General features: G+C 60.0%; 21 protein-coding genes, 2 tRNA genes and 1 pseudogene. 9 read left to right on the top strand and 15 right to left on the bottom strand.

What is annotated here, in order from left to right; genetic code table 11:
* Window positions 1-25 precede the first annotated feature (25 nt).
* Window positions 26-1741 (top strand): proline--tRNA ligase, encoded by a 1716-nt coding sequence (locus GJU48_RS19455; protein ID WP_094953012.1) that lies wholly within the window; start codon window positions 26-28, stop codon window positions 1739-1741.
* 20 nt (window positions 1742-1761) lie between these two features.
* The gene (locus GJU48_RS19460; RefSeq protein WP_094953013.1) at window positions 1762-2715 is read left to right on the top strand and encodes a hypothetical protein; all 954 of its coding nucleotides are present in this window, start codon (window positions 1762-1764) and stop codon (window positions 2713-2715) included.
* 124 nt (window positions 2716-2839) lie between these two features.
* On the opposite strand, the gene dinB is transcribed toward GJU48_RS19460, so the two are convergent.
* Window positions 2840-3898 (bottom strand): DNA polymerase IV, encoded by a 1059-nt coding sequence (gene dinB, locus GJU48_RS19465; protein ID WP_094953014.1) that lies wholly within the window; start codon window positions 3896-3898, stop codon window positions 2840-2842.
* A gap of 280 nt (window positions 3899-4178) precedes the next feature.
* Between dinB and GJU48_RS19470 the strand changes: the two genes are divergently transcribed.
* The 4 genes from GJU48_RS19470 to GJU48_RS19485 all read left to right on the top strand — a co-directional run bounded on the left by GJU48_RS19470 (window position 4179) and on the right by GJU48_RS19485 (window position 8734).
* A tRNA-Met gene (locus GJU48_RS19470) sits at window positions 4179-4255 on the top strand.
* A 194-nt stretch (window positions 4256-4449) separates the two neighbouring features.
* A tRNA-Met gene (locus GJU48_RS19475) sits at window positions 4450-4526 on the top strand.
* Window positions 4527-4805: 279 nt separating this feature from the next.
* Window positions 4806-7448, top strand: a complete 2643-nt coding sequence (gene mprF, locus GJU48_RS19480; RefSeq protein ID WP_094953856.1) for a bifunctional lysylphosphatidylglycerol flippase/synthetase MprF — start codon at window positions 4806-4808, stop codon at window positions 7446-7448.
* Window positions 7448-8734, top strand: a complete 1287-nt coding sequence (locus tag GJU48_RS19485; protein WP_094953857.1) for a virulence factor family protein — start codon at window positions 7448-7450, stop codon at window positions 8732-8734. Before mprF ends, GJU48_RS19485 begins: the two co-directional genes overlap by 1 nt.
* Before the next feature lie 125 nt (window positions 8735-8859).
* Here the strand turns inward: GJU48_RS19485 and recJ are convergent, their stop codons facing one another.
* The gene (gene recJ / locus GJU48_RS19490) at window positions 8860-10569 is read right to left on the bottom strand and encodes a single-stranded-DNA-specific exonuclease RecJ (RefSeq protein ID WP_094951956.1); all 1710 of its coding nucleotides are present in this window, start codon (window positions 10567-10569) and stop codon (window positions 8860-8862) included.
* Between the two features lie 174 nt (window positions 10570-10743).
* Window positions 10744-11286 carry a YaeQ family protein gene (locus GJU48_RS19495; RefSeq protein ID WP_003193952.1) on the bottom strand — a complete coding sequence of 181 codons (543 nt, stop codon included), beginning with the start codon at window positions 11284-11286 and terminating at the stop codon, window positions 10744-10746.
* 148 nt (window positions 11287-11434) lie between these two features.
* On the opposite strand from GJU48_RS19495, the gene GJU48_RS19500 reads away from it, so the two are divergent.
* Together GJU48_RS19500 and GJU48_RS19505 are read left to right on the top strand one after the other, a co-directional pair.
* On the top strand, window positions 11435-12634 hold the full coding sequence (locus GJU48_RS19500) for a CaiB/BaiF CoA transferase family protein (protein ID WP_094951955.1): 1200 nt from the start codon (window positions 11435-11437) through the stop codon (window positions 12632-12634).
* Window positions 12634-13518, top strand: coding sequence for a TIGR02285 family protein (locus tag GJU48_RS19505; protein WP_094951954.1), 885 nt, complete (start codon window positions 12634-12636; stop codon window positions 13516-13518). The genes GJU48_RS19500 and GJU48_RS19505 overlap by 1 nt, the downstream gene beginning before the upstream one ends.
* Window positions 13519-13700: 182 nt before the next feature.
* On the opposite strand, the gene GJU48_RS19510 is transcribed toward GJU48_RS19505, so the two are convergent.
* The 12 genes and pseudogenes from GJU48_RS19510 to ffh all read right to left on the bottom strand — a co-directional run bounded on the left by GJU48_RS19510 (window position 13701) and on the right by ffh (window position 23501).
* Entirely contained in the window at window positions 13701-13985 is a 285-nt protein-coding gene (locus GJU48_RS19510) for a DUF3509 domain-containing protein (protein WP_094951953.1), read from the bottom strand.
* 139 nt (window positions 13986-14124) lie between these two features.
* Window positions 14125-14472: pseudogene (locus GJU48_RS19515) on the bottom strand (hypothetical protein); the annotation flags it as partial.
* Between the two features lie 139 nt (window positions 14473-14611).
* Complete coding sequence (thrC, locus tag GJU48_RS19520; protein WP_094951950.1) at window positions 14612-16021, bottom strand: threonine synthase; 1410 nt, start codon at window positions 16019-16021, stop codon at window positions 14612-14614.
* A 60-nt stretch (window positions 16022-16081) separates the two neighbouring features.
* Window positions 16082-17386: a homoserine dehydrogenase gene (locus GJU48_RS19525; protein ID WP_094951949.1), complete on the bottom strand. Its 1305-nt coding sequence runs from the start codon at window positions 17384-17386 to the stop codon at window positions 16082-16084.
* Between the two features lie 122 nt (window positions 17387-17508).
* Complete coding sequence (locus GJU48_RS19530; protein ID WP_094951948.1) at window positions 17509-18246, bottom strand: thioredoxin fold domain-containing protein; 738 nt, start codon at window positions 18244-18246, stop codon at window positions 17509-17511.
* 152 nt (window positions 18247-18398) lie between these two features.
* Window positions 18399-19295 (bottom strand): site-specific tyrosine recombinase XerD, encoded by an 897-nt coding sequence (gene xerD / locus GJU48_RS19535; RefSeq protein ID WP_094951947.1) that lies wholly within the window; start codon window positions 19293-19295, stop codon window positions 18399-18401.
* Between the two features lie 139 nt (window positions 19296-19434).
* The gene (locus GJU48_RS19540; RefSeq protein WP_094951946.1) at window positions 19435-19848 is read right to left on the bottom strand and encodes an acyl-CoA thioesterase; all 414 of its coding nucleotides are present in this window, start codon (window positions 19846-19848) and stop codon (window positions 19435-19437) included.
* Window positions 19849-19929: 81 nt separating this feature from the next.
* Window positions 19930-20280 (bottom strand): 50S ribosomal protein L19, encoded by a 351-nt coding sequence (rplS, locus tag GJU48_RS19545; RefSeq protein WP_003175895.1) that lies wholly within the window; start codon window positions 20278-20280, stop codon window positions 19930-19932.
* Window positions 20281-20325: 45 nt separating this feature from the next.
* Window positions 20326-21099, bottom strand: coding sequence for a tRNA (guanosine(37)-N1)-methyltransferase TrmD (trmD, locus tag GJU48_RS19550; protein WP_016977714.1), 774 nt, complete (start codon window positions 21097-21099; stop codon window positions 20326-20328).
* The gene (gene rimM / locus GJU48_RS19555) at window positions 21081-21617 is read right to left on the bottom strand and encodes a ribosome maturation factor RimM (protein ID WP_094951945.1); all 537 of its coding nucleotides are present in this window, start codon (window positions 21615-21617) and stop codon (window positions 21081-21083) included. The genes trmD and rimM overlap by 19 nt, the downstream gene beginning before the upstream one ends.
* Before the next feature lie 5 nt (window positions 21618-21622).
* Window positions 21623-21874 (bottom strand): 30S ribosomal protein S16, encoded by a 252-nt coding sequence (gene rpsP / locus GJU48_RS19560; protein WP_003238923.1) that lies wholly within the window; start codon window positions 21872-21874, stop codon window positions 21623-21625.
* Window positions 21875-22124: 250 nt separating this feature from the next.
* The gene (ffh, locus tag GJU48_RS19565; RefSeq protein ID WP_010207982.1) at window positions 22125-23501 is read right to left on the bottom strand and encodes a signal recognition particle protein; all 1377 of its coding nucleotides are present in this window, start codon (window positions 23499-23501) and stop codon (window positions 22125-22127) included.
* A gap of 234 nt (window positions 23502-23735) precedes the next feature.
* Between ffh and GJU48_RS19570 the strand changes: the two genes are divergently transcribed.
* Window positions 23736-24548 (top strand): cytochrome C assembly family protein, encoded by an 813-nt coding sequence (locus GJU48_RS19570; protein ID WP_094951944.1) that lies wholly within the window; start codon window positions 23736-23738, stop codon window positions 24546-24548.

Below are 24548 nucleotides of genomic sequence, written 5' to 3' on the forward strand. Positions count from 1 at the left end.
TCCAAGCAACCGACAACGGCCTACCATGCGTACCAGTCAATATTTGCTCGCCACACAGAAAGAAACGCCTTCCGACGCGGTTGTGATCAGCCATCAGCTGATGCTGCGCGCCGGTATGATCCGCAAACTGGCCTCCGGCCTGTACACCTGGCTGCCCATGGGCTTGAAGGTGATGCGCAAGGTCGAAGCGATCGTTCGCGAAGAAATGAACGCCGCCGGCTCTCTGGAAGTGTTGATGCCGAGCACCCAACCGGCTGAGCTGTGGCAGGAATCCGGGCGCTGGGAAGAGTACGGCCCTGAGTTGCTGCGCTTCAAGGACCGTCATGGCCGCGATTTCTGCGCTGGCCCGACCCATGAAGAAGTGATCACCGACCTGATGCGCAACGAGCTGAGCAGCTATAAACAGCTGCCGCTGAACCTGTATCAGATCCAGACCAAATTCCGTGACGAAATCCGCCCACGCTTCGGTTTGATGCGCGGCCGCGAATTCATCATGAAGGACGCCTATTCGTTCCACGCCGACCAAGCTTCGTTGCAGGTCACCTACGACCGCATGCACAAGGCTTACTGCAACGTGTTCACGCGCCTGGGCCTGAAATTCCGCCCGGTTGAAGCGGACAACGGTTCCATCGGCGGCGCCGGCTCCCACGAATTCCACGTGCTGGCCGACTCCGGCGAAGACGATATCGTGTTCAGCAACGGTTCCGACTACGCGGCGAACATTGAGAAAGCCGAAGCCGTGCCACGCGAGACTTCCCGCCCAGCACCGGCTGAAGCGCTGCGCCTGGTGGACACACCTGATACCAAGACCATCGCGGCCTTGGTGGAAAAATTCAATCTGCCGATTGAAAAGACCATCAAGACCCTGATCGTGCGCGCCGAAGAAGAAGGCAAGCTGATCGCCCTGGTGATCCGTGGCGACCACGAGCTCAACGAAATCAAGGCTGCCCAGCAACCTGGCGTGGCCAGCCCGCTGGTCATGGCCAGCGATGCCGAACTGCGCGACGCCATTGGCGCCGGTGCCGGCTCGCTCGGCCCGCTGAACCTGCCGCTGCCGATCATCATCGACCGTTCGGTCGAGCTGATGAGCGACTTCGGTATCGGCGCCAACATCGACGACAAGCACTACTTTGGCGTGAACTGGGAACGTGACCTGCCGGTTCCGACCGTGGCCGACCTGCGTAATGTAGTGGCCGGCGACCCAAGCCCGGATGGCAAGGGCACCCTGGAAATCAAGCGCGGCATCGAAGTCGGGCACATCTTCCAGCTGGGCAACAAGTACAGCAAGGCGATGAAGTGCGAAGTGCTGGGCGAGAACGGCAAGCCGATCACCCTGGACATGGGCTGCTACGGCATTGGCGTGTCCCGCGTGGTGGCTGCTGCCATCGAGCAGAACAACGACGAGAAAGGCATCATCTGGAGTGACGCCCTGGCGCCGTTCCAAGTGGCCTTGGTACCGCTGCGCTACGAAACCGAGCAAGTACGCGAAGCCACCGACAAACTGTATGCCGAACTCACGGCCGCCGGTTTTGAAGTGTTGCTGGATGACCGGGACAAGAAAACCAGCCCGGGCATCAAGTTCGCCGACATGGAACTGATTGGCATCCCGCACCGGATAGTGGTCAGTGACCGCGGCCTGGCCGATGGCAATCTGGAATACAAGAGCCGGACCGAAGCCGAAGCCCAACCGTTGCCGGTGGCTGACGTGCTGTCTTTCCTTCAGGCGCGTATTCGTCGCTGAAAATCAGATCAAGAGAAGTCATGTTCAAGCGAAACACCAGAGCCCTGGGGGGCGCCGCCTTGTGCGGCGCCCTGCTGGTCAGCGGCTGCGCCAACCAGATGTCGCAACGCAGTGAGCACGAGGAGCGGATCGAGCGTAAGTTGCTCGATCACAGCCTGCAGATCGATGTAGGCGAACCCAAAGTGCTGGAACTGCCGCAACGCCGGGTTCGCATTCACGAGCAGAAGACCTTTGAGGTCACCGAATTCGAAGTCACCCGCCGTTACGATCGCTACACGCCCTACCAACCCTGGCGCAAACTCTACGAGATGCCACTGGGCGCGGTCGCTTTGGTGGCGGGCGCGGGGGCCAACGTGGCGAACATTTTCGCCCTCGGCAACCTGCCCACCAGCATGACCCGCGACTGGCTGAGCTACGGCGTGGACGGCATTAACCCGTTCATGAACGTGCAATCCCACGGCCGTGCGCAACAGAACCTGGCCGGCATTGATGAAGTCCAGCGCGACAAGCGCACGGAGTATTCGAGCCTGCCCTGGAGCGAACGCCCGGTACAGGTCACCGCCGGCAAGCAGACCCATGAGCTGACCACCGACCGCAACGGCGTACTGCGCCTGAACCTGTTGGACAGCCCATTTGCCGAGCAGGACCTGAACCGCGTCACGACCCTAAAGATCAGCGTGGAAGATGGCCAGGACGACGTGCATTCGGACTCCACCCTGGCGATCAGCAACACCCTGCGCGGCAAGTTGCTGGAAGCCCATGGCCTGATTTACGACGACTTGGAAGATGACGAAGTCAACCAGTGGGTGCACAGGGTCAAGCGTCTGTCGGAACTGGGCCTGGAAGAAGAAGCCAGTGAGCTGGAACAAAGCCTGATCGAACTGACCCGCAATGATCCCGAGTTGCAGCAGGAGTTTCTGCAGGCGCTGACCAAGGATGCGGGGCGATTGGTGGCGGATCCTGGGGCTCGCTGAATTCCCGAGAACACCGAAATACACCTGTGGGAGCTGGCTTGCCTGCTCCCACAGTTGGTTTTGGGTTTCACAGAAATCACCTGTGGGAGCTGGCTTGCCTGCTCCCACAGTTGGTTTTGGGTTTCTACCAGGAGAACTCGAGCTGTTCATTACCGCTGCTTAGGTCGAGCAACCTCACCCCAATCCCCAGCAACCGCACCGGTTTGCCGCCGCGATTGAACGCCTGGGTCAACAGCTGTTGATAACTCTCCAGATCCCGCCCTGCCCCGGCTTGCTCCAAGGTGGTCTGGGTAAAGTCATGAAACTTCACTTTGACGAACGGCTTGCCCGCCCGATAGCTGCTGTCGATGCGCGCCATACGCCCGGCCAGGGTTTCCATCAGCTCGGGCAGCTTCGCCAAACAACTTGAGAGATCCGGCAGGTCCACGTCGTAGGTGTTTTCCACACTGATGGATTGCCGGCGGCTATCGTTCTGCACCACGCGGTCATCAATCCCACGGGCTAGGCTCCAGAGCCGCTCGCCAAAACTGCCGAATTCACGCACCAGCGCCAGCTTGTTCCACTCACGCAATTGCAGGCAGTCTTCAATGCCCAGGCGCGCCAGCTTGTCGGCGGTGACCTTGCCGACGCCGTGCAACTTGTTTACCGGTAACTGGGACACGAAGTCTTCGACCTGGTCCGGGGTGATCACAAACAGGCCGTTGGGCTTTTTCCAGTCGCTGGCGATCTTGGCCAGGAACTTGTTCGGCGCAACACCTGCTGACACGGTGATGTGCAGTTGGTTGGAGACCCGACGGCGAATGTCCTGGGCGATACGCGTGGCACTGCCGCCAAAATGCGGGCTGTCAGAGACGTCCAAGAAGGCTTCGTCCAGTGACAGCGGTTCGATCAGGTCGGTGTAATCACGAAAGATCGTCTGGATTTCCTTCGACGCTTCCTTATAGGCATCCATGCGCGGCTTAACGATGGTCAGGTCCGGGCACAGCTTCAAGGCGTGGCGTGACGACATGGCTGACCGCACGCCATACGCCCGCGCCTCATAGTTGCAGGTAGCGATCACCCCTCTTCTGTCCGCCGAGCCGCCAACCGCCAGGGGCTTTTGCGCCAGGCTCGGGTCGTCGCGCATCTCGATGGCGGCGTAGAAGCAATCACAGTCGACGTGGATGATTTTGCGCTGCGTCATATAAACAGAGGGTGTAATCCAACGGGCGGCCAGTATCGCACTCACACCTGTATATAGCACCAGTAGTTTGAATCTTCCGTTTGAACGGTGGGAAATATCGCAGATGAATTTATTTTTTCAATCGAAATCAGCCCATCGATAGAGCTGAAACCCTCGGCCCGACTGGCCCCGAGCCCTTCCAAGGCACGCTTTGGAGAGCTAAGCGGTTGAACCACAAGCGCTTTTCTTCTATTCACAGGTTGACACACCTGCGTTCCTCTGTAGAATGCCGACACACAGACGCGGGATGGAGCAGTCTGGTAGCTCGTCGGGCTCATAACCCGAAGGTCGTCGGTTCAAATCCGGCTCCCGCAACCAAACATCAAAAAAGGCTACTCGAAAGAGTGGCCTTTTTTGTGCGCGTCTATTTTCTAAAGACCAGAGCGCGTGAACTTCACGACGGGCTGCCCCGAGAACTTAGGTCGCTTGAGCCACTAATTCACACTAATTTGACCCATCGGCCGATTAACGGTTGACACCTCGTCGTTGCGCTGTAGAATGCCGCCCACAGACGCGGGATGGAGCAGTCTGGTAGCTCGTCGGGCTCATAACCCGAAGGTCGTCGGTTCAAATCCGGCTCCCGCAACCAAACATCAAAAAAGGCTACTCGAAAGAGTGGCCTTTTTTGTATCTGGCGAAAAAGTTCTTCTGAAACAATGGCATGGCATCTTTCATGAAACCGTATACGGTTTGTAGAGTCCATCTCATTGCACGCTATGCTCAATGCTCAAGCGCTACCCTCTACGACCAATGGCCGCAGTCGCCGCACCCGGCGATACGCGTTAATATTTGTAATTATTTTGTCCATAGGGATTGGTAACTTGGCTGGATACCTCCATCCTGTCGCGCACAATCCACGAGGTGATTGATGCGCGCCAACTCGTCTGAACCACAAGACACCGTCACAGCGACACAACCGATCACACCCGCCCGTTTGCGCTGGCTGGATCTGTTGAGCAAATACCGTCAGCCCATCGGGTTGGCCGTTACCCTGTTGCTGTTCGCAATCGCCCTGATCGCCTGCCGACACCTGCTGTTGGAACTGGACCTGTACGCTCTCCACGACTCGATCCTGGAAGTGCCCAAGCCCGCCCTGCTGGGTGCGTTTGCGGCGGCGGTCATCGGTTTCATCATTCTGTTGGGCTATGAGTTCTCCGGCGCGCGCTATGCCGGGGTGAAGCTGCCCGCCAAAACCTTGGCCCTGGGTGGCTTCACCGCCTTTGCCATCGGCAATGCCATTGGCCTGTCGATGCTCTCCGGCGGTTCGGTGCGCTACCGTTTATATGCACGCCATGGCATCGGGGCTTCAGAAGTCGCGCACATGACCGTGTTCGCCAGCCTGGCCTTGGGCTGCGCCCTGCCGCCGCTGGCTGCATTGGCCACGCTGAGCAACTTGCCGGCAGCATCGACCTACCTGCACCTGTCGCAAGGTTTGCTGGGTGGCATTGCGGGTGCGGTGCTGCTGCTGTCGGTCGCGCTGTGCATCGGCATCTATCGCCGCCGCCTGGCGGAACAACCCTACCCGGACAACCTGCTGGTCAAGGCGGGTCGCCGCACGCTGCGCCTGCCCGGCCGGCGCCTGACGCTCCTGCAACTGGTGATTACCGCACTGGACGTCGCCGCCGCCGCCACCGTCCTTTATATGCTGCTGCCGGAAGCGCCGCCGTTCGGCCCCTTCCTTCTGGTGTACCTGCTGGCCCTGGCCGCCGGTGTGCTCAGCCATGTACCGGGCGGCGTGGGTGTATTCGAAGCGATTCTGCTCGCCGCCTTTGCCGACAAGCTGGGCGCCGCGCCATTGGCCGCCGCCCTGCTGCTGTACCGGATGATCTATGTGGTACTGCCGCTGCTGATCGCCTGTGTGTTCCTGCTGGTCAACGAAGCCCAGCGCCTGTTCCAGACCCAGCAAAGCCTGCGGGTGGCCTCAGGCTTGGCCGCACCGGTGCTGGCCGTACTGGTTTTTTTGTCCGGCGTGGTCCTGCTGTTTTCCGGCGCAACGCCGGAAATCGACTCACGCCTGGAAAACATCGGCTTCCTGATTCCCCACCGCCTGATTGACGCCTCGCACTTTGGTGCCAGCCTGATCGGCGTGCTGTGCCTGTTGCTTGCCCAAGGTTTGCGTCGGCGTTTATCCGCCGCCTGGATGCTGACCATGGTGTTGCTGCTGACCGGCGCCCTGCTCTCGCTGCTTAAAGGCTTCGACTGGGAAGAAGCCAGCCTGATGATCATGACCGCCGTGCTGCTGGCGATCTTCCGGCGCTCGTTCTACCGCGCCAGCCGCCTGACCGAGCTGCCGTTCTCGCCGCTCTACCTGGTGGCCAGCGTGTGCGTGCTGGGGGCCTCGATCTGGCTGCTGCTGTTTGCCTATCAAGACGTACCCTACAGCCATCAGCTGTGGTGGCAGTTCACCCTGGATGCCAACGCCCCACGCGGCCTGCGCTCGTTGCTGGGTGCGGCGGTGCTGCTGGTGATCGTCTCGTTGACCTGGTTGCTGCGCACCGCGCGCCCGGTGATCCACCTGCCGACCCCGGATGAACTGGAACGCGCCACCAAGATCTTGATGGCCTCGTCCCAACCCGACGGCGGCCTGGCACTGACCGGTGACAAGGCGCTGCTGTTCCACCCCAACGATGAAGCCTTCCTGATGTACGCCCGTCGCGGGCGCAGCCTGGTGGCTTTGTATGACCCAATCGGCCCGACCCAACCGCGCGCCGAGATGATCTGGCAGTTCCGTGACCTGTGCGACATCCATCACGCGCGCCCGGTGTTCTACCAGGTACGCGCCGAGAACCTGCCGTACTACATGGACATTGGCCTCACCGCGATCAAGCTGGGTGAAGAAGCCCGCGTCGACCTGAAACGCTTTGACCTGGAAGCCAAGGGCAAAGAGATGAAGGATTTGCGCTACACCTGGAACCGTGGCACCCGGGACGGCCTGTCCCTGGAGATCTTCGACCCGGGCCAGGCGCCGATGGATGAACTCAAAGTCATCTCCGATGCCTGGCTGACGGGCAAGAACGTGCGGGAAAAGGGCTTTTCGCTAGGCCGTTTCAGCGACGACTACCTCAAGCACTTTCGCATCGCGATCATTCGCTTCGAAGGGCGCCCGGTGGCCTTCGCCAACTTGCTCGAGACTTACAACCACGACCTGGCCAGTCTCGACCTGATGCGTGCGCACCCGGACGCGCCGAAGCTGACCATGGAATTCATGATGGTTGGCCTGATTCAACATTATAAGAACCACGACTACGCCCGCTTCAGCCTCGGCATGGTGCCATTGTCGGGCTTGCAACCCCGCCGTGGCGCCCCACTGACCCAACGCCTGGGCTCAATGGTGTTCCGCCGTGGCGAGCAACTGTATAACTTCCAAGGTTTGCGCCGCTTTAAAGACAAGTTCCAGCCTGACTGGGAACCCCGCTATATGGCCGTGCCCGCAGGACTTGATCCGCTGGTGGCACTGGCCGATACCGCTGCCCTGATTGCGGGCGGCTTGACTGGATTGGTGAAACGCTGATGATTCGACGCTCCTGGCGGTATGTGTTGGCCTTTGTAGTGCTGCTCGCGCTGATCGCGGCGGGTGGCTTTTGGTACTGGAACCGCCCTGCCCCGCAACCGACCTTGGAGCAACTGCCCCAGGCTGACGGCTCGGTGATGACCCGTGTAACGCCTAACGGCTCGGCAAAAGCCCGTGTGGCGGTGGCCGTGATGGCCGATGAAACCCTGACCGACAGCCAGTTGATTGCCCTGAGCAAGGGCGGCGCAGCTCAAATCGTTCAAGTGGTCCTGCCAAAAGATGACTGCAAGCTGCAGGAACAAGCGCTGCAAAGCGCCCTGGCCCAGCTTAAAGGCCCGGCGACCCTGGTCAGCGGCATCGGCCCTGGCGCTGCGCTCGCCTGGCGCTGGTTGGCCACACAGAACGACGACAAGGCCAACGCCATCTCCGTCGGCTTCGCCCTGGTACAGGAAGGCTGCAAGGACCCGCTGCCGAAGACCTCCGCCCATGGCAACTGGCTGGTGGCGTGGAACGATAACCCTGACGATGAAAGCGCCAGTTTCGTACGCGACACTCCGCGCGCGACCACCAGCATCAGCGACTACGACATTCATTACCCACAAGTGCTGAACAACGAACTGCGCAAGCAATTGGTCGGTTCGGACAACGCCGGCCTGGCGATTCCTGTGGTGGAAGTGCCGGCGGGCCAAGCCAAGGACACCGTTACCCTGTTCCTCTCCGGTGACGGCGGCTGGCGTGACCTGGACCGTGACGTGGCCGGTGAAATGGCCAAGATCGGCTACCCGGTGGTCGGCATCGACACCCTGCGCTACTACTGGCAGCACAAGACCCCGGAACAGAGCGCCAAAGACCTTACCGAACTGATGCAGCACTACCGGCAGAAATGGGGCACCAAGCGCTTCGTCCTGACCGGCTACTCGTTCGGCGCTGACGTACTGCCGGCGATCTACAACCGCATGCCGGAAAACGAACAGCAGCGCGTGGATGCAATCATCCTGCTGGCGTTCGCACGTACCGGTAGCTTTGAAATCGAAGTGGAAGGTTGGTTGGGCAACGCCGGCAAAGAAGCCGCGACCGGCCCGGAAATGGCCAAGCTGCCGGCTGACAAAGTGGTGTGCATCTACGGCGCCGAAGAAGTCGACGAGAGTGGCTGCACCGACAAGACCGCTGTTGGCGAAGCGGTGAAGCTGCCAGGCGGGCATCACTTTGATGAAAACTACCCGGCGCTGGCGCAGCGGCTGGTAGACATCATCGTGAAGCACCAGGCCAAGGACAAAGCCGAGTAACTCTAGGCTGTATGCAAAACCAAATGTGGGAGCGGGCTTGCTCGCGAATACGGGTCGTGCTGTGACTGATCCACCGCTTTCGCGAGCAAGCCCGCTCCCACATTTGTTTGCGGCGTGCCGAATAACTAGCGCGGTTCGATATGCGCAATCATCAACTGCACAGTTTCCTGCCCACGGAACTCGTTCACGTCCAGCTTGTAGGCCAACTCCACCCAACGCACCGTCGGGTTCGGCCAGACTTCACGGTCCACACCAAACGCAATGCCATCAAGCTTCACTGACCCGCATTCGCTCTTGAGCACCACTTTCAGGTGCCGCTCGCCCACTACGCGTTGTTCGACCAACTGAAACACGCCGTGAAACAACGGTTCTGGAAAATGCTGCCCCCACGGCCCGGCATGCCGCAATGCGCGCGCCAGTTCCAGGTGAAACTCTTCCACGGCCAAGGTGCCGTCAGACAGCAAGCGCCCGGTGAGGTCTTCTTCACGCAGTTGCCGACGTACTTCAGCGTCAAAGGCTTCGGCAAACAGTGGGAAATTCGCCTCGGGCAACGTCAGACCCGCCGCCATGGCGTGACCGCCGTACTTGGCGATCAGGTTGGGATGCTGGCTGGCAACGACCGCCAGGGCATCACGGATGTGAAAACCCTGCACAGAGCGCCCTGAGCCCTTGAGCAGGCCGTCGCCGGCGTCGGCAAAGGCGATGGTCGGGCGGAAATACCGCTCTTTCATCCGCGACGCCAGAATGCCGATCACGCCTTGGTGCCATTCCGGGTCGAACAGGCACAAACCGTACGGCATCGATTCCACCGGCAAATCCTTGAGCTGGGCGAGCGCCTCGCGCTGCATGCCCTGTTCGATGGATTTGCGGTCCTGGTTCATACCGTCCAGTTGCGCCGCCATTTCCCGCGCGGCGGCGAAGTCGGTGGTGAGCAGGCATTCGATGCCCAGGCTCATATCATCCAGGCGCCCGGCGGCATTCAGGCGCGGCCCGAGAATGAAACCGAGATCGGTAGAGGTGATGCGCGCGTGGTCGCGCTTGGCGACCTCGAGGATCGCCTTGATGCCCGGCCGCGCACGACCGGCACGAATGCGTTCCAGGCCTTGATGGACGAGGATGCGGTTGTTGGCGTCCAGGGGCACCACGTCAGCGACGCTGCCCAAGGCCACCAGATCAAGCAATTCGCCGATGTTCGGCTGCGGCTTGTTGTCGTACCAGCCCAGGCTGCGCAACCGCGCACGCAAAGCCATCAACACGTAAAAGATCACGCCGACGCCGGCCAGCGCCTTGCTGGGGAACTCACAGCCGGGCTGGTTCGGGTTGACGATGGCGTCTGCCGCCGGCAACTCATCGCCCGGCAAGTGGTGGTCGGTGACCAACACCTGCAAACCGGCCGCCTTCGCCGCCGCCACGCCTTCGACACTGGAAATACCGTTATCCACAGTAATCAGCAACTGCGGCTCGCGCTGCAGCGCCACCGCGACGATTTCCGGGGTCAGGCCGTAGCCGTACTCGAAGCGGTTGGGCACCAGGTAGTCGACATGCGCCGCACCGAGCAAACGCAGGCCCAAGGTGCCCACCGTGCTGGCAGTGGCGCCATCGGCGTCGAAGTCACCGACGATGAGAATGCGCTGGCGCTGCTCCAAGGCCGTCACCAGCAGGTCCACCGCGGCATCGATGCCCTTGAGCTGCTGGTAAGGAATCAACCGCGCCAGGCTCTTGTCCAGCTCGGCTTCAGACTGCACCCCGCGCGCGGCGTAGAGACGGGTCAACAGCGGTGGCAGTTCACCGAGAAACGGCAGGACGGCGGGCAACGGGCGAGGATCGATACGCATGAGGTGGCGGGTGCTTCTCTTCTAATACAACGGTTAAACAGGGATGTTGAAAATGCAGTGGATCAAATGTGGGAGCTGGCTTGCCTGCGATGCAGGCGCCTCGGTCAAGCAGTTACGCCGCGTTGATGCTTTCGCGAGCAAGCCCGCTCCCACACAAGCCAGCTCCCACAGTTTTCAACCGCGCTCGCCAACCAGCCATTGCAGCTGCACTTCGTGCTGGCCGCGATCATCAGTCACAAAAATCGTGCCTTCACTGATCATCACGTCCCACTTGATCACGCGCGGCATGTCCTTGGCCAGGGTCTCGAGGACTTCCTGCGGCACGGCGGCGATGTGTACGTTTTTCAGGTTGTTGGCCACCGGCACCACTTTGCCTTCCCATACACGCAGGCTGCCATAGGCCAGCAGGCTGGTGCGTTCGGTACGGCGCGAGCACCAAGTCAGGCGGTCGGCGTCAGGCTGGCCGACTTCAATCCAGTGCAGAACCCGATCATCCAGGCTTTTTTCCCACAGGGCTGGTTCATCCACATCGGACAGACCACGACCAAACGCCAGTTGCTCGTTGTACCAGAGGGCATAGGCCAGCAGGCGCACGGTCATGCGTTCTTCGGTTTCCGAAGGGTGGCGGGCGATGGTCTGTTTGACGCTCTCGTACACCGAACGATCGAGGTCGGTGAGATTGAGTTCGAATTTGTAGGTCGTGGACGGCTGGGCCATGAACGGGCTTCTAGAGACAGGGAAAGGCGGCCAGTCTAACCGATGGCGGGGCCAATCAACGAATACTGCGCTGCATCATCCTTATCCCAAGGGGGCTCGCCTATGTTAAAAGGCATCACACCACCGCCCACGCTTGCTAAGGATCCTCATGTCGCTTAATGCCAAACCGCTTGCCGGCCTGAAAGTCATCGAACTGGGCACCCTGATCGCCGGCCCGTTTGCGTCGCGAATCTGCGCCGAGTTCGGCGCAGAGGTGATCAAGGTTGAATCCCCGGACGGCGGTGACCCGTTGCGCAAATGGCGCAAGCTGTATGAGGGCACCTCGCTGTGGTGGTTTGTGCAGGCGCGCAATAAGCAGTCGCTGACCCTCAACCTCAAGCACCCCGATGGCCTGGCGATCCTTAAACAGCTGTTGGCAGACGCCGACATCCTGATCGAAAACTTTCGCCCCGGCGTACTGGAAAAACTCGGCCTGAGCTGGGAAACCCTGCATGCACTGAACCCCAAGCTGGTGATGGTGCGCCTTTCGGGCTTTGGCCAGACCGGGCCGATGAAAGACCAGCCGGGGTTCGGCGCGGTGGGCGAGTCGATGGGCGGTTTGCGCTATATCACCGGTTTTGACGACCGCCCGCCGGTACGCACCGGGATCTCCATCGGCGATTCGATCGCCGCCTTGTGGGCGGTGATCGGCGCGCTGATGGCGCTGCGTCACCGCGAGGTCAACGGCGGGCTTGGCCAGGTGGTGGACGTGGCGCTGTATGAAGCTATTTTCGCAATGATGGAGAGCATGATCCCGGAGTTCGACGTGTTCGGCTTTATCCGCGAGCGCACCGGCAACATCATGCCCGGCATCACGCCTTCGTCGATCCATACCAGTGCCGATGGCAAGCACGTGCAAATCGGCGCCAATGGCGATGCGATCTTCAAGCGTTTCATGTCGGCGATTGGCCGTGAGGACCTGGCCAATGACCCGGTCTTGGCCAGCAATGACGGGCGCGACAGCCGCCGTGACGAGCTGTACGGCGTGATCGACCGCTGGGTCAACTCACTGCCGCTGGAGCAAGTGGTTGAGCAGCTCAACAAGGCTGAGGTCCCGGCCAGTCGTATCTACAGCGCCGAAGACATGCTCGGTGACCCGCAGTTTCTGGCGCGGGAAATGTTTCTGAAGGCCAAGTTGCCGGGCGGCAAGGATTTCAAGATGCCGGGGATCGTGCCCAAGCTCTCGGACACGCCAGGCAGTTGTGAGTGGGTCGGCCCGCAACTGGGTGAACACAACAGCGTAGTGCTCAATGCGTTGGGCTATGACACGGCCGCCATTGCCCGCTTGCGTGAGGACGGCGCGATCTGATGGCTCACCCGCGCACGCGTCGGTTCATTCAGCTGTGCCTGCTCGGCTCAGTATTCGGCGTATGGCCGCTCACCTCGCATGCTCAGGACACCTTGACCTGGCTGCTGCGCGACCTGCCGCCAGTGACCATCTTCGAGGGGCCAAAAAAAGGCCAGGGCGTACTGGATCAGTTGCTACCGATACTCAGCGAGCGCCTGCCGGAGTACCGTCATACCATGATGCACGTCAACCGCGCCCGCAGCATTCAAATGCTGCGCGCAGCCTCGCTGACCTGCGACCCGGCGCTGCTATGGACGCCGGAACGCGCGACATACGTTGTGTTTTCGGCCCAGGCCTTCGTGGTGGCGAGCAACGGGGTGACCCTGCGACGAAGCCAGTATCAGCAAATGGCGCCCTTTATTGCCGAGGGCCAATTTGACCTGCAAGCCTTTCTCGACTCGCATAAAGCACGCATTGGCGCGACCGCCGAACGCAGCTACGGCCCGGTCATCGATGCACAGCTAAAAGGCGTCGACTCACACATCCTGGCACTGCATTACGGCAATGACGCGCTTGGCAGTCTGCTGCAAATGCAGCGCCTTGGGCGGCTGGAAGCGGTGCTGGGCTACTGGCCGGAAATCCGCTATCACGCCACACAGCAGGGCATTGCGCCGCAGGACTTGATGTTCTATCCCATCAAGGGCTCAGCGCCTTACCAGCGTACGCATATCGGTTGCTCGGACACGCCCCAAGGTCGCCAGGCGATCGCGCGGATCGACCAGGTACTACGCGAAATCCCACAGGAACAGCTTCTGCAGTCCTACTTGTTGTGGTTGGACCCGGTCATGCGCGAGCAGTATTTGCGCGACAACCCGAGCTTTTTCCAGGATTCGCCGGAGCGCTGAGCAATCACAAGGCAAATCGCAGGCAAAAAGAAACCCCGAAGAGTGGGGAGACACTTCGGGGTTAAACGTGGCCTACAAAGACCAGTACAACAAGCCACAAACACCGGAGCACAATGTTCGCTCTTGCTGTTACAAAATCTGACCGGCCATGCTGTAGGAAGTTTCCCTAGATAAACAATTCTTCATGCAGCGGCGCCATTGCGCGTCTGGGCAGCGTTGCGCAATGCCGCGATGACGGAAGGCTCCAGACGCCCTTCGGCGATTTTCAGGTCGCGCAGCAGGCAATCCACCACATCCACCAGCACGCGTTTATCAGTCAATTGCGCGCGGTCGACTTCACGCTCGACAACGATGGCGCCGGCCGGGTTCTTAACGGTCACCAGGCATTCGCCCTGCACACCTGCGGTGGTCAATGTCACCTGATAAGGGCTCAGTGCTTCTTCGAGCAATAGGCTGATACTTTCCATCTCGATCACCACTCAATAGTTCGGGAACAATCGTTTCAACGGCAGCTGCCTCTATCCTAAGTGACTGGTTATGACGTAGGAAAGTTCGCTTTATCGTCTTTATGGGGTCGTCAGGGAGTGACGTGAACCAGCAGCGCGCATTGGCGCTGGTGAGGATATCGATGGCACCGGTCCGCAACGCTTCTACCGCCTGCGCCCGTTCGGAAAAACCCAGTACTTGCATCGGCGCATTCAAACGCGCGCCGATCAGGCTCAGGTAATCGGCGCTGATGCCTTGGTAGCGATTGCGGTCGCGTGTGATATCAATCGGTTGATAGTCATCAATCGAGATGCCCACCTTTAATGGCCGATGCGCTGCAAGCCATTGTTGCTCGCTGGCCGTCAGGGGCATGGGCTCCATGGCTATAAACGCCGGCACCAGTTTGAACGGCAGGCTGACAGCGGCCAGGCTTGCCGAGACCGGCAATAGCAACAACACGCACGTCATCCACACGCGTGCTCGGGTCGATATACTCACCGGTTGGGTTTCCTTGATTGTTCTTGTCAGTCGCCGCGCAAGTATGGCTCGCCAGAATGAAAAAGCCCGTCACGAAGACGGGCTTGGTCCACCACGCAAAACCGCTGGGTCAGAGTGGCTTGCCGCGGTTGCCATGCTGGCTGACAAACGCCTGCACGGCCTTCAAGTCATTGGCCAACACCGTACAGCGCTCTTCGCGTTCGAACAGGTCGGCCAAGTGCTCCGGCAATTCCAACGCTTTGCCCACACCCGCCTTCTCTACCGCTTCCGGGAACTTGACCGGGTGAGCCGTACCGAGGATCACCATCGGGATGTCCAGGCTGCGTCGGCATTCGCGTGCGGCCTTCACGCCGATAGCGGTGTGCGGGTCCAGCAGTTCGCCGGTCTGCGCAAAGACCTCAGCAATGGTTTCACAGGTCTGTGCATCGTCCACCGCCAAGGAGTCGAACAGTTTGCGGGTTTCGGTCCAGCGCTCTTGCTCGACGCTGAAGCCGCCACCGCTCTTGAAGCTGCTCATCAGCTCGGCCAGCGCGGCGCCGTTGCGACCGTGCATGTCGAACAGCAGGCGTTCGAAGTTCGACGACACCATGATGTCCATGGACGGCGACAGCGTGGCGTGCAGGGTTTCCTTGACGTACTGGTTGCCGCTCATGAAGCGGTGCAGGATGTCGTTGCGGTTGGTGGCGACGATCAACTGGTTGATCGGCAGGCCCATGTTGCGCGCCAGGTAGCCAGCAAAGATGTCGCCGAAGTTGCCGGTTGGCACCGAGAACGACACCGAACGTGCCGGGCCGCCCAACTGCAGGGCTGCGTGGAAGTAGTAAACGATCTGGGCCATGATCCGCGCCCAGTTGATCGAGTTTACGGCGACCAGGCGCGTGCCTTTGAGGAAGCTCTGGTCAGCGAAACTGTTCTTGACCATTTCCTGGCAGTCATCGAAGTTGCCTTCGATGGCGATGTTGTGGATGTTCTCGCCAAAAATGGTGGTCATCTGGCGACGCTGCACTTCCGACACGCGCTTGTGCGGGTGCAGGATAAAGATGTCGACGTTTTCGCAATGCTTGCAGCCTTCGATGGCCGCCGAGCCGGTATCACCTGAGGTAGCGCCGATGATCACCACGCGCTCGCCGCGCTTTTCAAGCACGTAATCGAGCAGGCGACCGAGCAGTTGCAGGGCGAAGTCCTTGAACGCCAGGGTTGGCCCGTGGAACAGCTCAAGCACCCACTCGTTGCCGTTCAGTTGGCGCAACGGGGCAATGGCGCTGTGGGAAAACACGCCGTATGTCTCTTCCAGAATCTTCTTGAAATCCGCATCCGGAATGCTGCCGGTGACGAACGGGCGCATCACCCGGAACGCCAGCTCGTGGTATGGCAGGCCAGCCCACGAAGCGATTTCTTCCTGAGTAAAACGTGGCAGGTTTTCCGGCACGTACAGGCCGCCGTCAGTGGCAAGGCCGGCGAGCAAAACGTCTTCGAAATTCAGGGCCGGTGCCTGGCCGCGGGTGCTGATGTAACGCATAGGGGCAAACCTTCGGTTTGGGCTTCAAGCTTATGAGCTTAGTTGGCGCTTGCAGCTGAATTAATTTAGATGTTCGACGCGAATACGAACGACCGGCCCAACCACGCCCTGAAGAGATTCGAGCGCCCGGATGGCATCGTTCATGTGCTGCTCGAGCACGCGGTGGGTCAGCAGGATCATCGGCACCTGGCCGTTTTGCTCCTCGACTTCCTTCTGCATGATCGACTCGATGTTGATACCGCGCTCCGAGAGGATGCTTGCGACCTGAGCCAACACGCCCGGATGGTCTTGGGCCTGGATGCGCAGGTAGTAGGCGCTTTCGCAGGCCTCGATCGGCAGGATCGGGTGAGCCGACAGCGAATCCGGCTGGAAAGCCAGGTGTGGCACGCGGTTTTCCGGGTCGCTGGTCATGGCGCGAACCACGTCCACCAGGTCGGCGATCACCGAGGAAGCGGTTGGCTCCATGCCGGCGCCGGCGCCGTAGAACAATGTAGAACCGGCAGCGTCACCGTTGACCATCACCGCGTTCATCACGCCGTTGACGTTGGCGATCAGGCGGTCGGCCGGGATCAGCGTCGGGTGCACACGCAACTCGATACCGGCCGCAGTGCTGCGCGCCACGCCCAGGTGCTTGATGCGGTAGCCCAGGGCCTCGGCGTAGTTCACGTCGGCAGTGGTCAGTTTGGTGATGCCTTCGGTGTAGGCCTTGTCGAACTGCAGCGGGATACCAAAGGCGATGGATGCCAGGATGGTCAGCTTGTGCGCAGCGTCGATGCCTTCCACGTCGAAGGTCGGGTCGGCCTCGGCGTAACCCAGGGCCTGGGCTTCGGCCAGCACGTCTTCGAAGGTACGGCCCTTCTCGCGCATTTCAGTGAGGATGAAGTTACCGGTGCCGTTGATGATGCCGGCTACCCAGTTGATACGGTTGGCCGACAGGCCTTCACGGATCGCCTTGATCACCGGGATGCCACCGGCCACGGCGGCTTCGAACGCAACGATCACGCCCTTCTCGCGCGCCTTGGCGAAGATCTCGTTGCCGTGCACGGCGATCAGCGCCTTATTGGCGGTAACCACGTGCTTGCCGTTCTCGATGGCCAGCAGCACCAGATCACGGGCCACGGTGTAGCCGCCGACCAGTTCGATGACGATATCGATTTCAGGGTTGGTGGCCACGGCGAAGACATCGTTGGTAATCGCAATACCGGTCGTTTGGAACTGAGGCTTTGGCGTACGCGTGGCAATTTGCGCCACTTCAATCCCACGCCCTGCACGGCGGGAAATTTCTTCAGCATTACGCTGAAGTACGTTGAAGGTGCCGCCACCGACGGTCCCTAACCCACAGATGCCTACTTTGACCGGTTTCACTGAAGAACTCCCCATGAAACGGCCGACTCAAGGCCGGCCGTGAAAAACAGCCGCACAACTGCGGCTCTCAATTAATGCCCCGCCGACTGTTCGACGGGGCAAGATCGTCAAAGGCTCGACGATTACTGCTTACTCGCACCCAGTGCCAGTTTGGCAACTTGTGGCGCCGGCTGGTAGCCCGGAATCACTTGGCCGTCAGCCAACACGATGGCCGGTGTACCGTTCACACCAATGGACTGGCCCAAGGCAAACTGCTTGGAAACCGGGTTGGCGCATTTGGCCGCCTTGATTTCCTTGCCATCGACCATTTTGTCCAAGGCGGCTTTCTTATCGGCCGAGCACCAGACTGCCTGCAACTGTTCGTCACCCGGCGAGCCCAGGCCCTGGCGCGGGAACGCTACGTAACGCACTTCCACACCCAGCTTGTTCAGCGCAGGCACTTCGGCGTGCAGCTTGTGGCAGTACGGGCAGGTGGTGTCGGTGAACACGGTGATGTGGGTCTTGGTCTCGCCGATGGCCGGATAAACCACGGTTTCAGCCACCGGAATACCATTGATCAGCTTGGACACGCCCAGGCGCTCGGCTTTCTCGGTCAGGTTGACCGGCTTGCCGTCTTTCAACTGGAACAGGTAGCCCTGGACGATGTACTGGCCATCGGCGCTGGCGTACAGCACGCGGCTGCCCTTGAGCTTGACTTCATACAGGCCCGCCATCGGGCTGGCACTGATGCTTTCGATTGGCGTGTCGAGCGCCAGGTTGGCCAAGCTCTTGCGAATCGTTTGCTCGGCGGCGTCATCGGCGACAACAAAGGTGGAAACCAACGCAATCGCTGCGGCGGCAATAATCTGGGTCAAGCGCATGGGAACTCCTGAAGGCAGATACAGGGACGGGTGTGGAACACCGATCTGGAAATACGGGCTGAGGCCGTCCCCTTTGCTAACCGGCAAAGCCTACCACAGTTGGGCCGCAGGGCAGACTGCAGTGGGTAAATAGGGCCTTTTCCGACATTATTTTATCCGCGTGGGTGGTGCTTGGCGTGCATATCCTGCAAGCGTGCGCGTGCCACGTGGGTGTAGATCTGGGTTGTGGATAAGTCACTGTGACCCAGCAGCATTTGTACGACGCGTAAGTCCGCACCGTGGTTGAGCAAATGGGTGGCAAACGCGTGGCGCAATGTGTGCGGCGAAAGCGCCTTGCCGATCCCAGCCACCTTGGCCTGGTGCTTGATACGGTGCCAGAAGGTCTGGCGGGTCATCTGCTCGCCGCGCAAGCTGGGGAACAGCACATCGCTGGGCCGTCCACCGAGCAACTCACCGCGGGCATCACGCATGTAGCGCTCGACCCACACAATCGCCTCCTCGCCCATGGGTACCAAGCGCTCCTTGCTGCCCTTGCCCATCACCCGGAGCACGCCCTGGCGCAGGTTGACTTGCTCCAGGGTCAGGCTGATCAGCTCGGTCACACGCAGGCCGCAGGCGTAGAGCACTTCGAGCATGGCGCGGTCGCGCTGGCCGATGGCTTCGCTCAGGTCGGGGGCGGAGAGCAAGGCATCGACGTCGGCTTCCGACAGGGATTTGGGCAATGGCCGACCCAGCTGCGGCATGTCGATTTGCAGAGTTGGGTCGACGGCGATGAGTTTTTCCCGCAGCAGGTAGCGATAAAAGCCACGCACGCCGGAGAGAAAGCGCGCCGTGGAGCGCGGTTTGTAGTTCTGTTCCAAGCGCCAGGCCAGGTGATCGAGGATCAGCTCACGACCGGCATTGATCAGTTCGAGGTTTTTTTCCTGCAACCAGCCATTGAACAGCGCCAGGTCGCTGCGATAGGCCTGACGGGTGTTGTCCGACAGGCCTTTTTCCAGCCAGAGGGCGTCGAGGAAGCGGTCGATCAAAGGGTGGTCAATGGCGGGCATAGGGGCTCAGGCGAATGAAGGTGGTGGCTGGTAGATCCTATCGCAGGCACGCCAGCTCCCACACTGAAAATGCATTTCCGCCTGATGCATTTCCTTGTGGGCGCTGGCGTGCCTGCGATGGCTGCGACTCGGTCTCGGATCAGCCCACAAACCCAGGCAACACCGGCACCGGCCGCTTGTCGGCATCGATCGCGACAAAGCTAAACACGCCTTGGATGGCTTTTTCGCGGCCATCAGCACTCATGCTTTCAACAAACACTTCGACTTCGACCTTGAGGCTGGTATTGCCCACCTTGATCACACGGCCAATCAACTCAACGATGGAGCCGGCCGGGATCGCATGGTTAAAGTCGATACGATCGGTGGAGACCGTCACCAGCGGCAAACGGCAAAACCGCGTAGCGGTGATGAACGACACTTCGTCCATCCAGGCTAACGCAGTGCCGCCGAACAGCGTGTTGTGGTGGTTGGTGGTCGGCGGAAACACGGCCTTGGTCACGTGGGTCACGGACAGGTCGGTGCGACGCTGGATTTCTTCGAGGCGGGTGGTCATGGGCAAATACCGGCAATGGACAAATTTCAGGCACAAAAAAGCAGCCCGTAGGCTGCTTTTTTCTGCATCGGGAAGCTGGACTTAAGCCAGTTTTTCCTTGATGCGAGCTGCTTTACCGGACAGGTCACGCAGGTAGTACAGCTTGGCTTTACGTACGTCACCGCGACGCTTAACGGCCATGCTGTCGATTTGCGGGCTGTAGGTCTGGAAAGTACGCTCTACGCCAACACCGTTGGAGATTTTACGAACAGTGAAAGCACTGTTCACACCACGGTTACGCTTGGCGATTACCACGCCTTCGAACGCTTGCAGACGCGAACGGTCGCCTTCCTTCACTTTCACCTGAACGACAATAGTGTCGCCCGGGGCAAAGGTAGGGATCTCTTTGGTCATCTGCTCTGCTTCGAGTGCAAGGATGATTTTGTTAGTCATGCTGTGCTCCTAAGGTAAGTCGTCGGACCTACCATCGATACGTTGTTAACTATCGTCCCGCGCGAGGATGTATTCCTCGAGCAGCTTCTTCTCTTCTCCAGAAAGCGAGCGGCTTTCCAGAAGATCGGCGCGTCGTTCATAGGTCCGACCAAGGGACTGCTGTAAACGCCAACGCCGGATGTGTGCGTGATTGCCACTTAGCAATACGTCGGGAACACGCTGATCCGCATACACCTCCGGTCGGGTGTAGTGCGGGCAATCCAGCAAACCATCCGTGAAGGAATCTTCCTCCGCGGAGTCCGCATGCCCTAAAGCTCCAGGCAGCAGTCGTGTAACCGCATCTATCAGGACCATCGCCGGCAGCTCGCCGCCAGACAGGACATAGTCCCCAATCGACCACTCTTCATCGACATGAGCTTCAATAAACCGCTCGTCAATGCCTTCATAGCGACCGGCAATCAGAATCAGTGCTTCCTCATTCGCCAGTTCGCGGACCCCAGCCTGTTTCAGCTGACGGCCTTGAGGGGACAGGTAAATTACCTTCGCCTTCTCCCCGGCGGCAGCCTTGGCCTGAACCAACGCGTCTTCCAGGGGCTTGATCTTCATCACCATGCCCGGGCCACCGCCAAATGGGCGGTCATCCACAGTGTGATGTCGATCTGTCGTGTAGTCTCGCGGGTTCCAACAGGTGAGCTGCAACAGCCCCTGTTTCACCGCCCGACTGGTGATGCCGTACTCGCTGATGGCGGAGAACATCTCGGGAAACAAACTGATCACTTCAATGCGCAAATTAGCCACGCTTAGAAGTCCGCGTCCCATTCCACCTTCATCTCGCCCGCTGCCAGGTCGACGGCCAACACGCATTGCTCGGTATACGGCAACAAGCGTTCGCGATCATCCAGGCTGCCAGCGCAAGGCTTGACCACCATTACATCATTGGCGCCGGTTTCCAGAAGATGATCGATTTTCCCGAGCAATTGCCCGAGTTGATCAATAACCCTCAGACCTTCCAGCTGGTACCAGTAGTACTCGCCGTCGGTCAATTCAGGGAACAGGTTGCGCGGCACGCAGATCTCATAACCGGCCAGAAGACGCGCTTCTTCACGATCATCAAGACCCTTGAGCTTTGCGACCAGGAACTTATCGCTCCCGCGTCCACTGACCAGCTCGACCTGTTTCACACTACCTTCGCGCTTGAGCGTCCAGGTTTTGTACTGCAACAGGTTTTCAGTCGGATCAGTAAAGGAATACACCTTCACTTCGCCGCGAACGCCATGAACAGAGTAAATCTTGCCGATAACGATCAAATCATCAGCAACAGCTGGCGTCGCGTTCATATTGCTCAGGCTGCGGCCTTAGCCGAGTCCTTCAACAACTTAGCAACACGCTCAGACGGTTGTGCACCAACGCTCAGCCAGTATGCTACGCGCTCTTGGTTCACGGACAGACGAACTTCTTGACCACGAGCGATCGGGTTGAAGAAGCCAACTTGTTCCTTGTGAGAGCCGTCACGTGGGTTGCGGCTGTCAGTTACGGTCAAGTGGTAAAACGGGCGCTTTTTGGAGCCGCCAAGGGCAAGACGGATTGTTAGCATGTGAACATCGTTCCTGTAGTCGGTGCTGCAAATCTAAATGCACAGCGGGCATAGGTGCCCGAAAGGCCGCATATTCTAAGGAATATCCGGACTTTTGCAAATGTCTTTTTCTGGCGCCTATCAGCGTGCCACTCAGATCTGCTATAGAGCCGTCGGTTAAAACGGCGAGTCAGCTCCCGCCAATGGCGGGTTTGCTGGAGATCCCACTTCCTTGTGGGTCGGAGCGCAAGCGTGCTTGCGCTCGAATACTTTACATTTTCGGCATGCCGCCGCCGGGCAACATACCGCCCATGCCGCGCATCATCTTGGCCATTCCGCCTTTCGCGGAGAATTTCTTCATCATCTTCTGCATCTGCTTGTGCTGCTTGATCAAGCGACCGATGTCCTGCACCTGGGTGCCGGAGCCCATGGCGATCCGACGTTTGCGCGAACCGCTGATCAGCTCAGGGTCGCGGCGCTCGGCCGGGGTCATGGAATTGATGATGGCTTCCATCTGCTTGAACTGCTTCTCTGCCGCGCCCTGGGCATTGCCCATTTGCGCCAGGTTCACACCGCCGATGTTCGGCAGCTTGTCCATCAGGCCGCCGAGGCCGCCCATGTTCTTCATTTGTTGCAGCTGGTCACGGAAGTCTTCGAGGTCGAAGCCCTTGCCCTTCTTCAGCTTCTTGGCCAGCTTGTCGGCCTTGTCTTTGTCGAGCGTGGCTTCGGCCTGCTCGATCAGGCTGAGCACGTCGCCCATGCCGAGGATACGCGAGGCGATCCGCTCAGGGTGGAACGGCTCGAGCGCGTCGCTCTTCTCGCCCATACCAATAAACTTGATCGGCTTGCCGGTGATGGCGCGTACCGACAGCGCGGCGCCGCCACGGGCGTCGCCGTCAACCTTGGTCAGGATCACGCCGGTCAGCGGCAGTGCGTCGCCGAAGGCCTTAGCGGTGTTGGCCGCATCCTGGCCGGTCATGGCGTCGACCACGAACAGCGTCTCGACCGGGTTGATCGCCGCATGCAGCGCCTTGATCTCGCCCATCATCTCTTCGTCGATGTGCAGGCGACCGGCGGTATCGACGATGACCACGTCGATGAATTTCAGCTTGGCTTCTTTAATGGCCGCGTTGGCAATGTCGACCGGCTTCTGGCTCAGGTCGGACGGGAAGAAGGTCACACCCACTTCGCCCGCGAGCATTTCCAACTGCTTGATGGCCGCCGGACGGTACACGTCGGCCGACACCACCATCACGGATTTCTTCTTGCGCTCTTTAAGGAAGCGCGCCAGCTTGCCGGCGGTGGTGGTCTTACCCGCACCTTGCAAACCAGCCATCAGCACGACGGCCGGTGGCACGGCGCTGAGGTTCAAATCTTCGTTGGCCGCGCCCATCAGGCTTTCGAGTTCGGCCTGCACGATCTTCACAAAGGCCTGGCCCGGGGTCAGGCTGCGGGACACTTCGGTGCCGACCGCACGCTCCTTGACCGAGTTGACGAAGTCCTTCACCACCGGCAAGGCCACGTCGGCTTCCAGCAACGCCATGCGTACTTCACGCAGGGTGTCTTTAATATTGTCCTCGGTCAGCTTGGCCTTGCCGGTTACGTGGCGCAGCGTCTGCGAGAGACGGTCAGTCAGGTTTTCAAACATGCGCGATCCTTTCAGGCCCTATTCATCGAAATGCATTGGTAGACCGAGGTAATGGCAGCCCAGGCTGTGGTAAATCGCTATTAAAAACAGCGCTCGGCGAGCCTGCGGCGTGGGCAGGTCGCGGATTATAGCGAAGACTGCGCCTGTGCACACCCGCTGTCTGGCCCGGGAGTCTTTCGTGCAGCGTTGGTGTGTGCCAAACTCAGCGCCTTTCGGGCTTGTCTATCAGGATTTATGGTCCCCTTGTCACCCAGTTTGCTACCCAGCCTCGCCGCCGCACTCTTGTATGCCGCTGCGACTCTCTATCAGGGCACTCGCCTGGCCCAAGGCACCAAGGCGGACAAACGCCTGCTGGTGAGCCTTGGCGTCGTGGCCCTGCTGGCCCACGCCGCCAGCCTGTTCACCCACCTAATGACGCCGGTTGGCCTGGGCCTGGACTTTTTCAGCGCCGCCAGCCTGATCGCTGCTGCCGTGATCGCGCTAACCCTGCTGGCCTGCTACCGCATTCCGGTGGAAAACCTGCTGGCGCTGCTATTCCCGCTGGGAATGCTGACGGTGCTGCTGGCGCAATTCACCCCGACCGGCACCGTGCAGGTGATCGACGAGGAGCCGGGCATCCTCGCCCACATCCTGTTGTCGATCCTGGCCTACGGCATGTTCACCATCGCGGTGTTCCAGGCGTTGCTCCTGCTGCTGCAGGACCACCAGCTTAAAAACAAGCACCCGTCCGGGCTGATCAAGAACTTCCCGCCGCTGCAAACCATGGAAAGCCTGCTGTTCGGTTTCCTGTGGGCCGGCTGGACCCTGCTGTCGCTGTCGCTGATTTCCGGCTGGCTGTTCGTCGAAAACCTCTTCGCCCAACACCTGGTGCACAAAACCCTGCTGGCGTGCCTGGCCTGGGTGGTGTTCAGCGTGTTGCTGTGGGGGCGTAACCGCCTCGGCTGGCGTGGGCACAAGGCGATCCGCTGGACCCTGGCCGGTTTCTGCCTGCTGATGCTGGCCTATTTCGGCAGCAAGCTGGTTCGCGAATACATCCTGCATATCTGA

Source organism: Pseudomonas sp. IB20, from assembly GCF_009707325.1.
Lineage (GTDB): Bacteria > Pseudomonadota > Gammaproteobacteria > Pseudomonadales > Pseudomonadaceae > Aquipseudomonas.

Excerpts from the sequence above, each read along its gene's own strand:
- rimM (WP_094951945.1), bottom strand. The coding sequence starts at position 21,617 with ATGAACGCGACGCCAGCTGTTGCTGATGATTTGATCGTTATCGGCAAG.
- GJU48_RS19510 (WP_094951953.1), bottom strand. The coding sequence starts at position 13,985 with ATGGAAAGTATCAGCCTATTGCTCGAAGAAGCACTGAGCCCTTATCAG.
- GJU48_RS19540 (WP_094951946.1), bottom strand. The coding sequence starts at position 19,848 with ATGACCACCCGCCTCGAAGAAATCCAGCGTCGCACCGACCTGTCCGTG.
- GJU48_RS19455 (WP_094953012.1), top strand. The coding sequence starts at position 26 with ATGCGTACCAGTCAATATTTGCTCGCCACACAGAAAGAAACGCCTTCC.
- dinB (WP_094953014.1), bottom strand. The coding sequence starts at position 3,898 with ATGACGCAGCGCAAAATCATCCACGTCGACTGTGATTGCTTCTACGCC.
- mprF (WP_094953856.1), top strand. The coding sequence starts at position 4,806 with ATGCGCGCCAACTCGTCTGAACCACAAGACACCGTCACAGCGACACAA.
- thrC (WP_094951950.1), bottom strand. The coding sequence starts at position 16,021 with ATGCGTTACATCAGCACCCGCGGCCAGGCACCGGCCCTGAATTTCGAA.
- GJU48_RS19570 (WP_094951944.1), top strand. The coding sequence starts at position 23,736 with ATGGTCCCCTTGTCACCCAGTTTGCTACCCAGCCTCGCCGCCGCACTC.
- GJU48_RS19485 (WP_094953857.1), top strand. The coding sequence starts at position 7,448 with ATGATTCGACGCTCCTGGCGGTATGTGTTGGCCTTTGTAGTGCTGCTC.
- xerD (WP_094951947.1), bottom strand. The coding sequence starts at position 19,295 with ATGCCCGCCATTGACCACCCTTTGATCGACCGCTTCCTCGACGCCCTC.
- GJU48_RS19505 (WP_094951954.1), top strand. The coding sequence starts at position 12,634 with ATGGCTCACCCGCGCACGCGTCGGTTCATTCAGCTGTGCCTGCTCGGC.
- GJU48_RS19530 (WP_094951948.1), bottom strand. The coding sequence starts at position 18,246 with ATGCGCTTGACCCAGATTATTGCCGCCGCAGCGATTGCGTTGGTTTCC.
- rplS (WP_003175895.1), bottom strand. The coding sequence starts at position 20,280 with ATGACTAACAAAATCATCCTTGCACTCGAAGCAGAGCAGATGACCAAA.
- GJU48_RS19495 (WP_003193952.1), bottom strand. The coding sequence starts at position 11,286 with ATGGCCCAGCCGTCCACGACCTACAAATTCGAACTCAATCTCACCGAC.
- recJ (WP_094951956.1), bottom strand. The coding sequence starts at position 10,569 with ATGCGTATCGATCCTCGCCCGTTGCCCGCCGTCCTGCCGTTTCTCGGT.
- trmD (WP_016977714.1), bottom strand. The coding sequence starts at position 21,099 with ATGGGACGCGGACTTCTAAGCGTGGCTAATTTGCGCATTGAAGTGATC.
- ffh (WP_010207982.1), bottom strand. The coding sequence starts at position 23,501 with ATGTTTGAAAACCTGACTGACCGTCTCTCGCAGACGCTGCGCCACGTA.
- GJU48_RS19460 (WP_094953013.1), top strand. The coding sequence starts at position 1,762 with ATGTTCAAGCGAAACACCAGAGCCCTGGGGGGCGCCGCCTTGTGCGGC.
- GJU48_RS19500 (WP_094951955.1), top strand. The coding sequence starts at position 11,435 with ATGTCGCTTAATGCCAAACCGCTTGCCGGCCTGAAAGTCATCGAACTG.
- rpsP (WP_003238923.1), bottom strand. The coding sequence starts at position 21,874 with ATGCTAACAATCCGTCTTGCCCTTGGCGGCTCCAAAAAGCGCCCGTTT.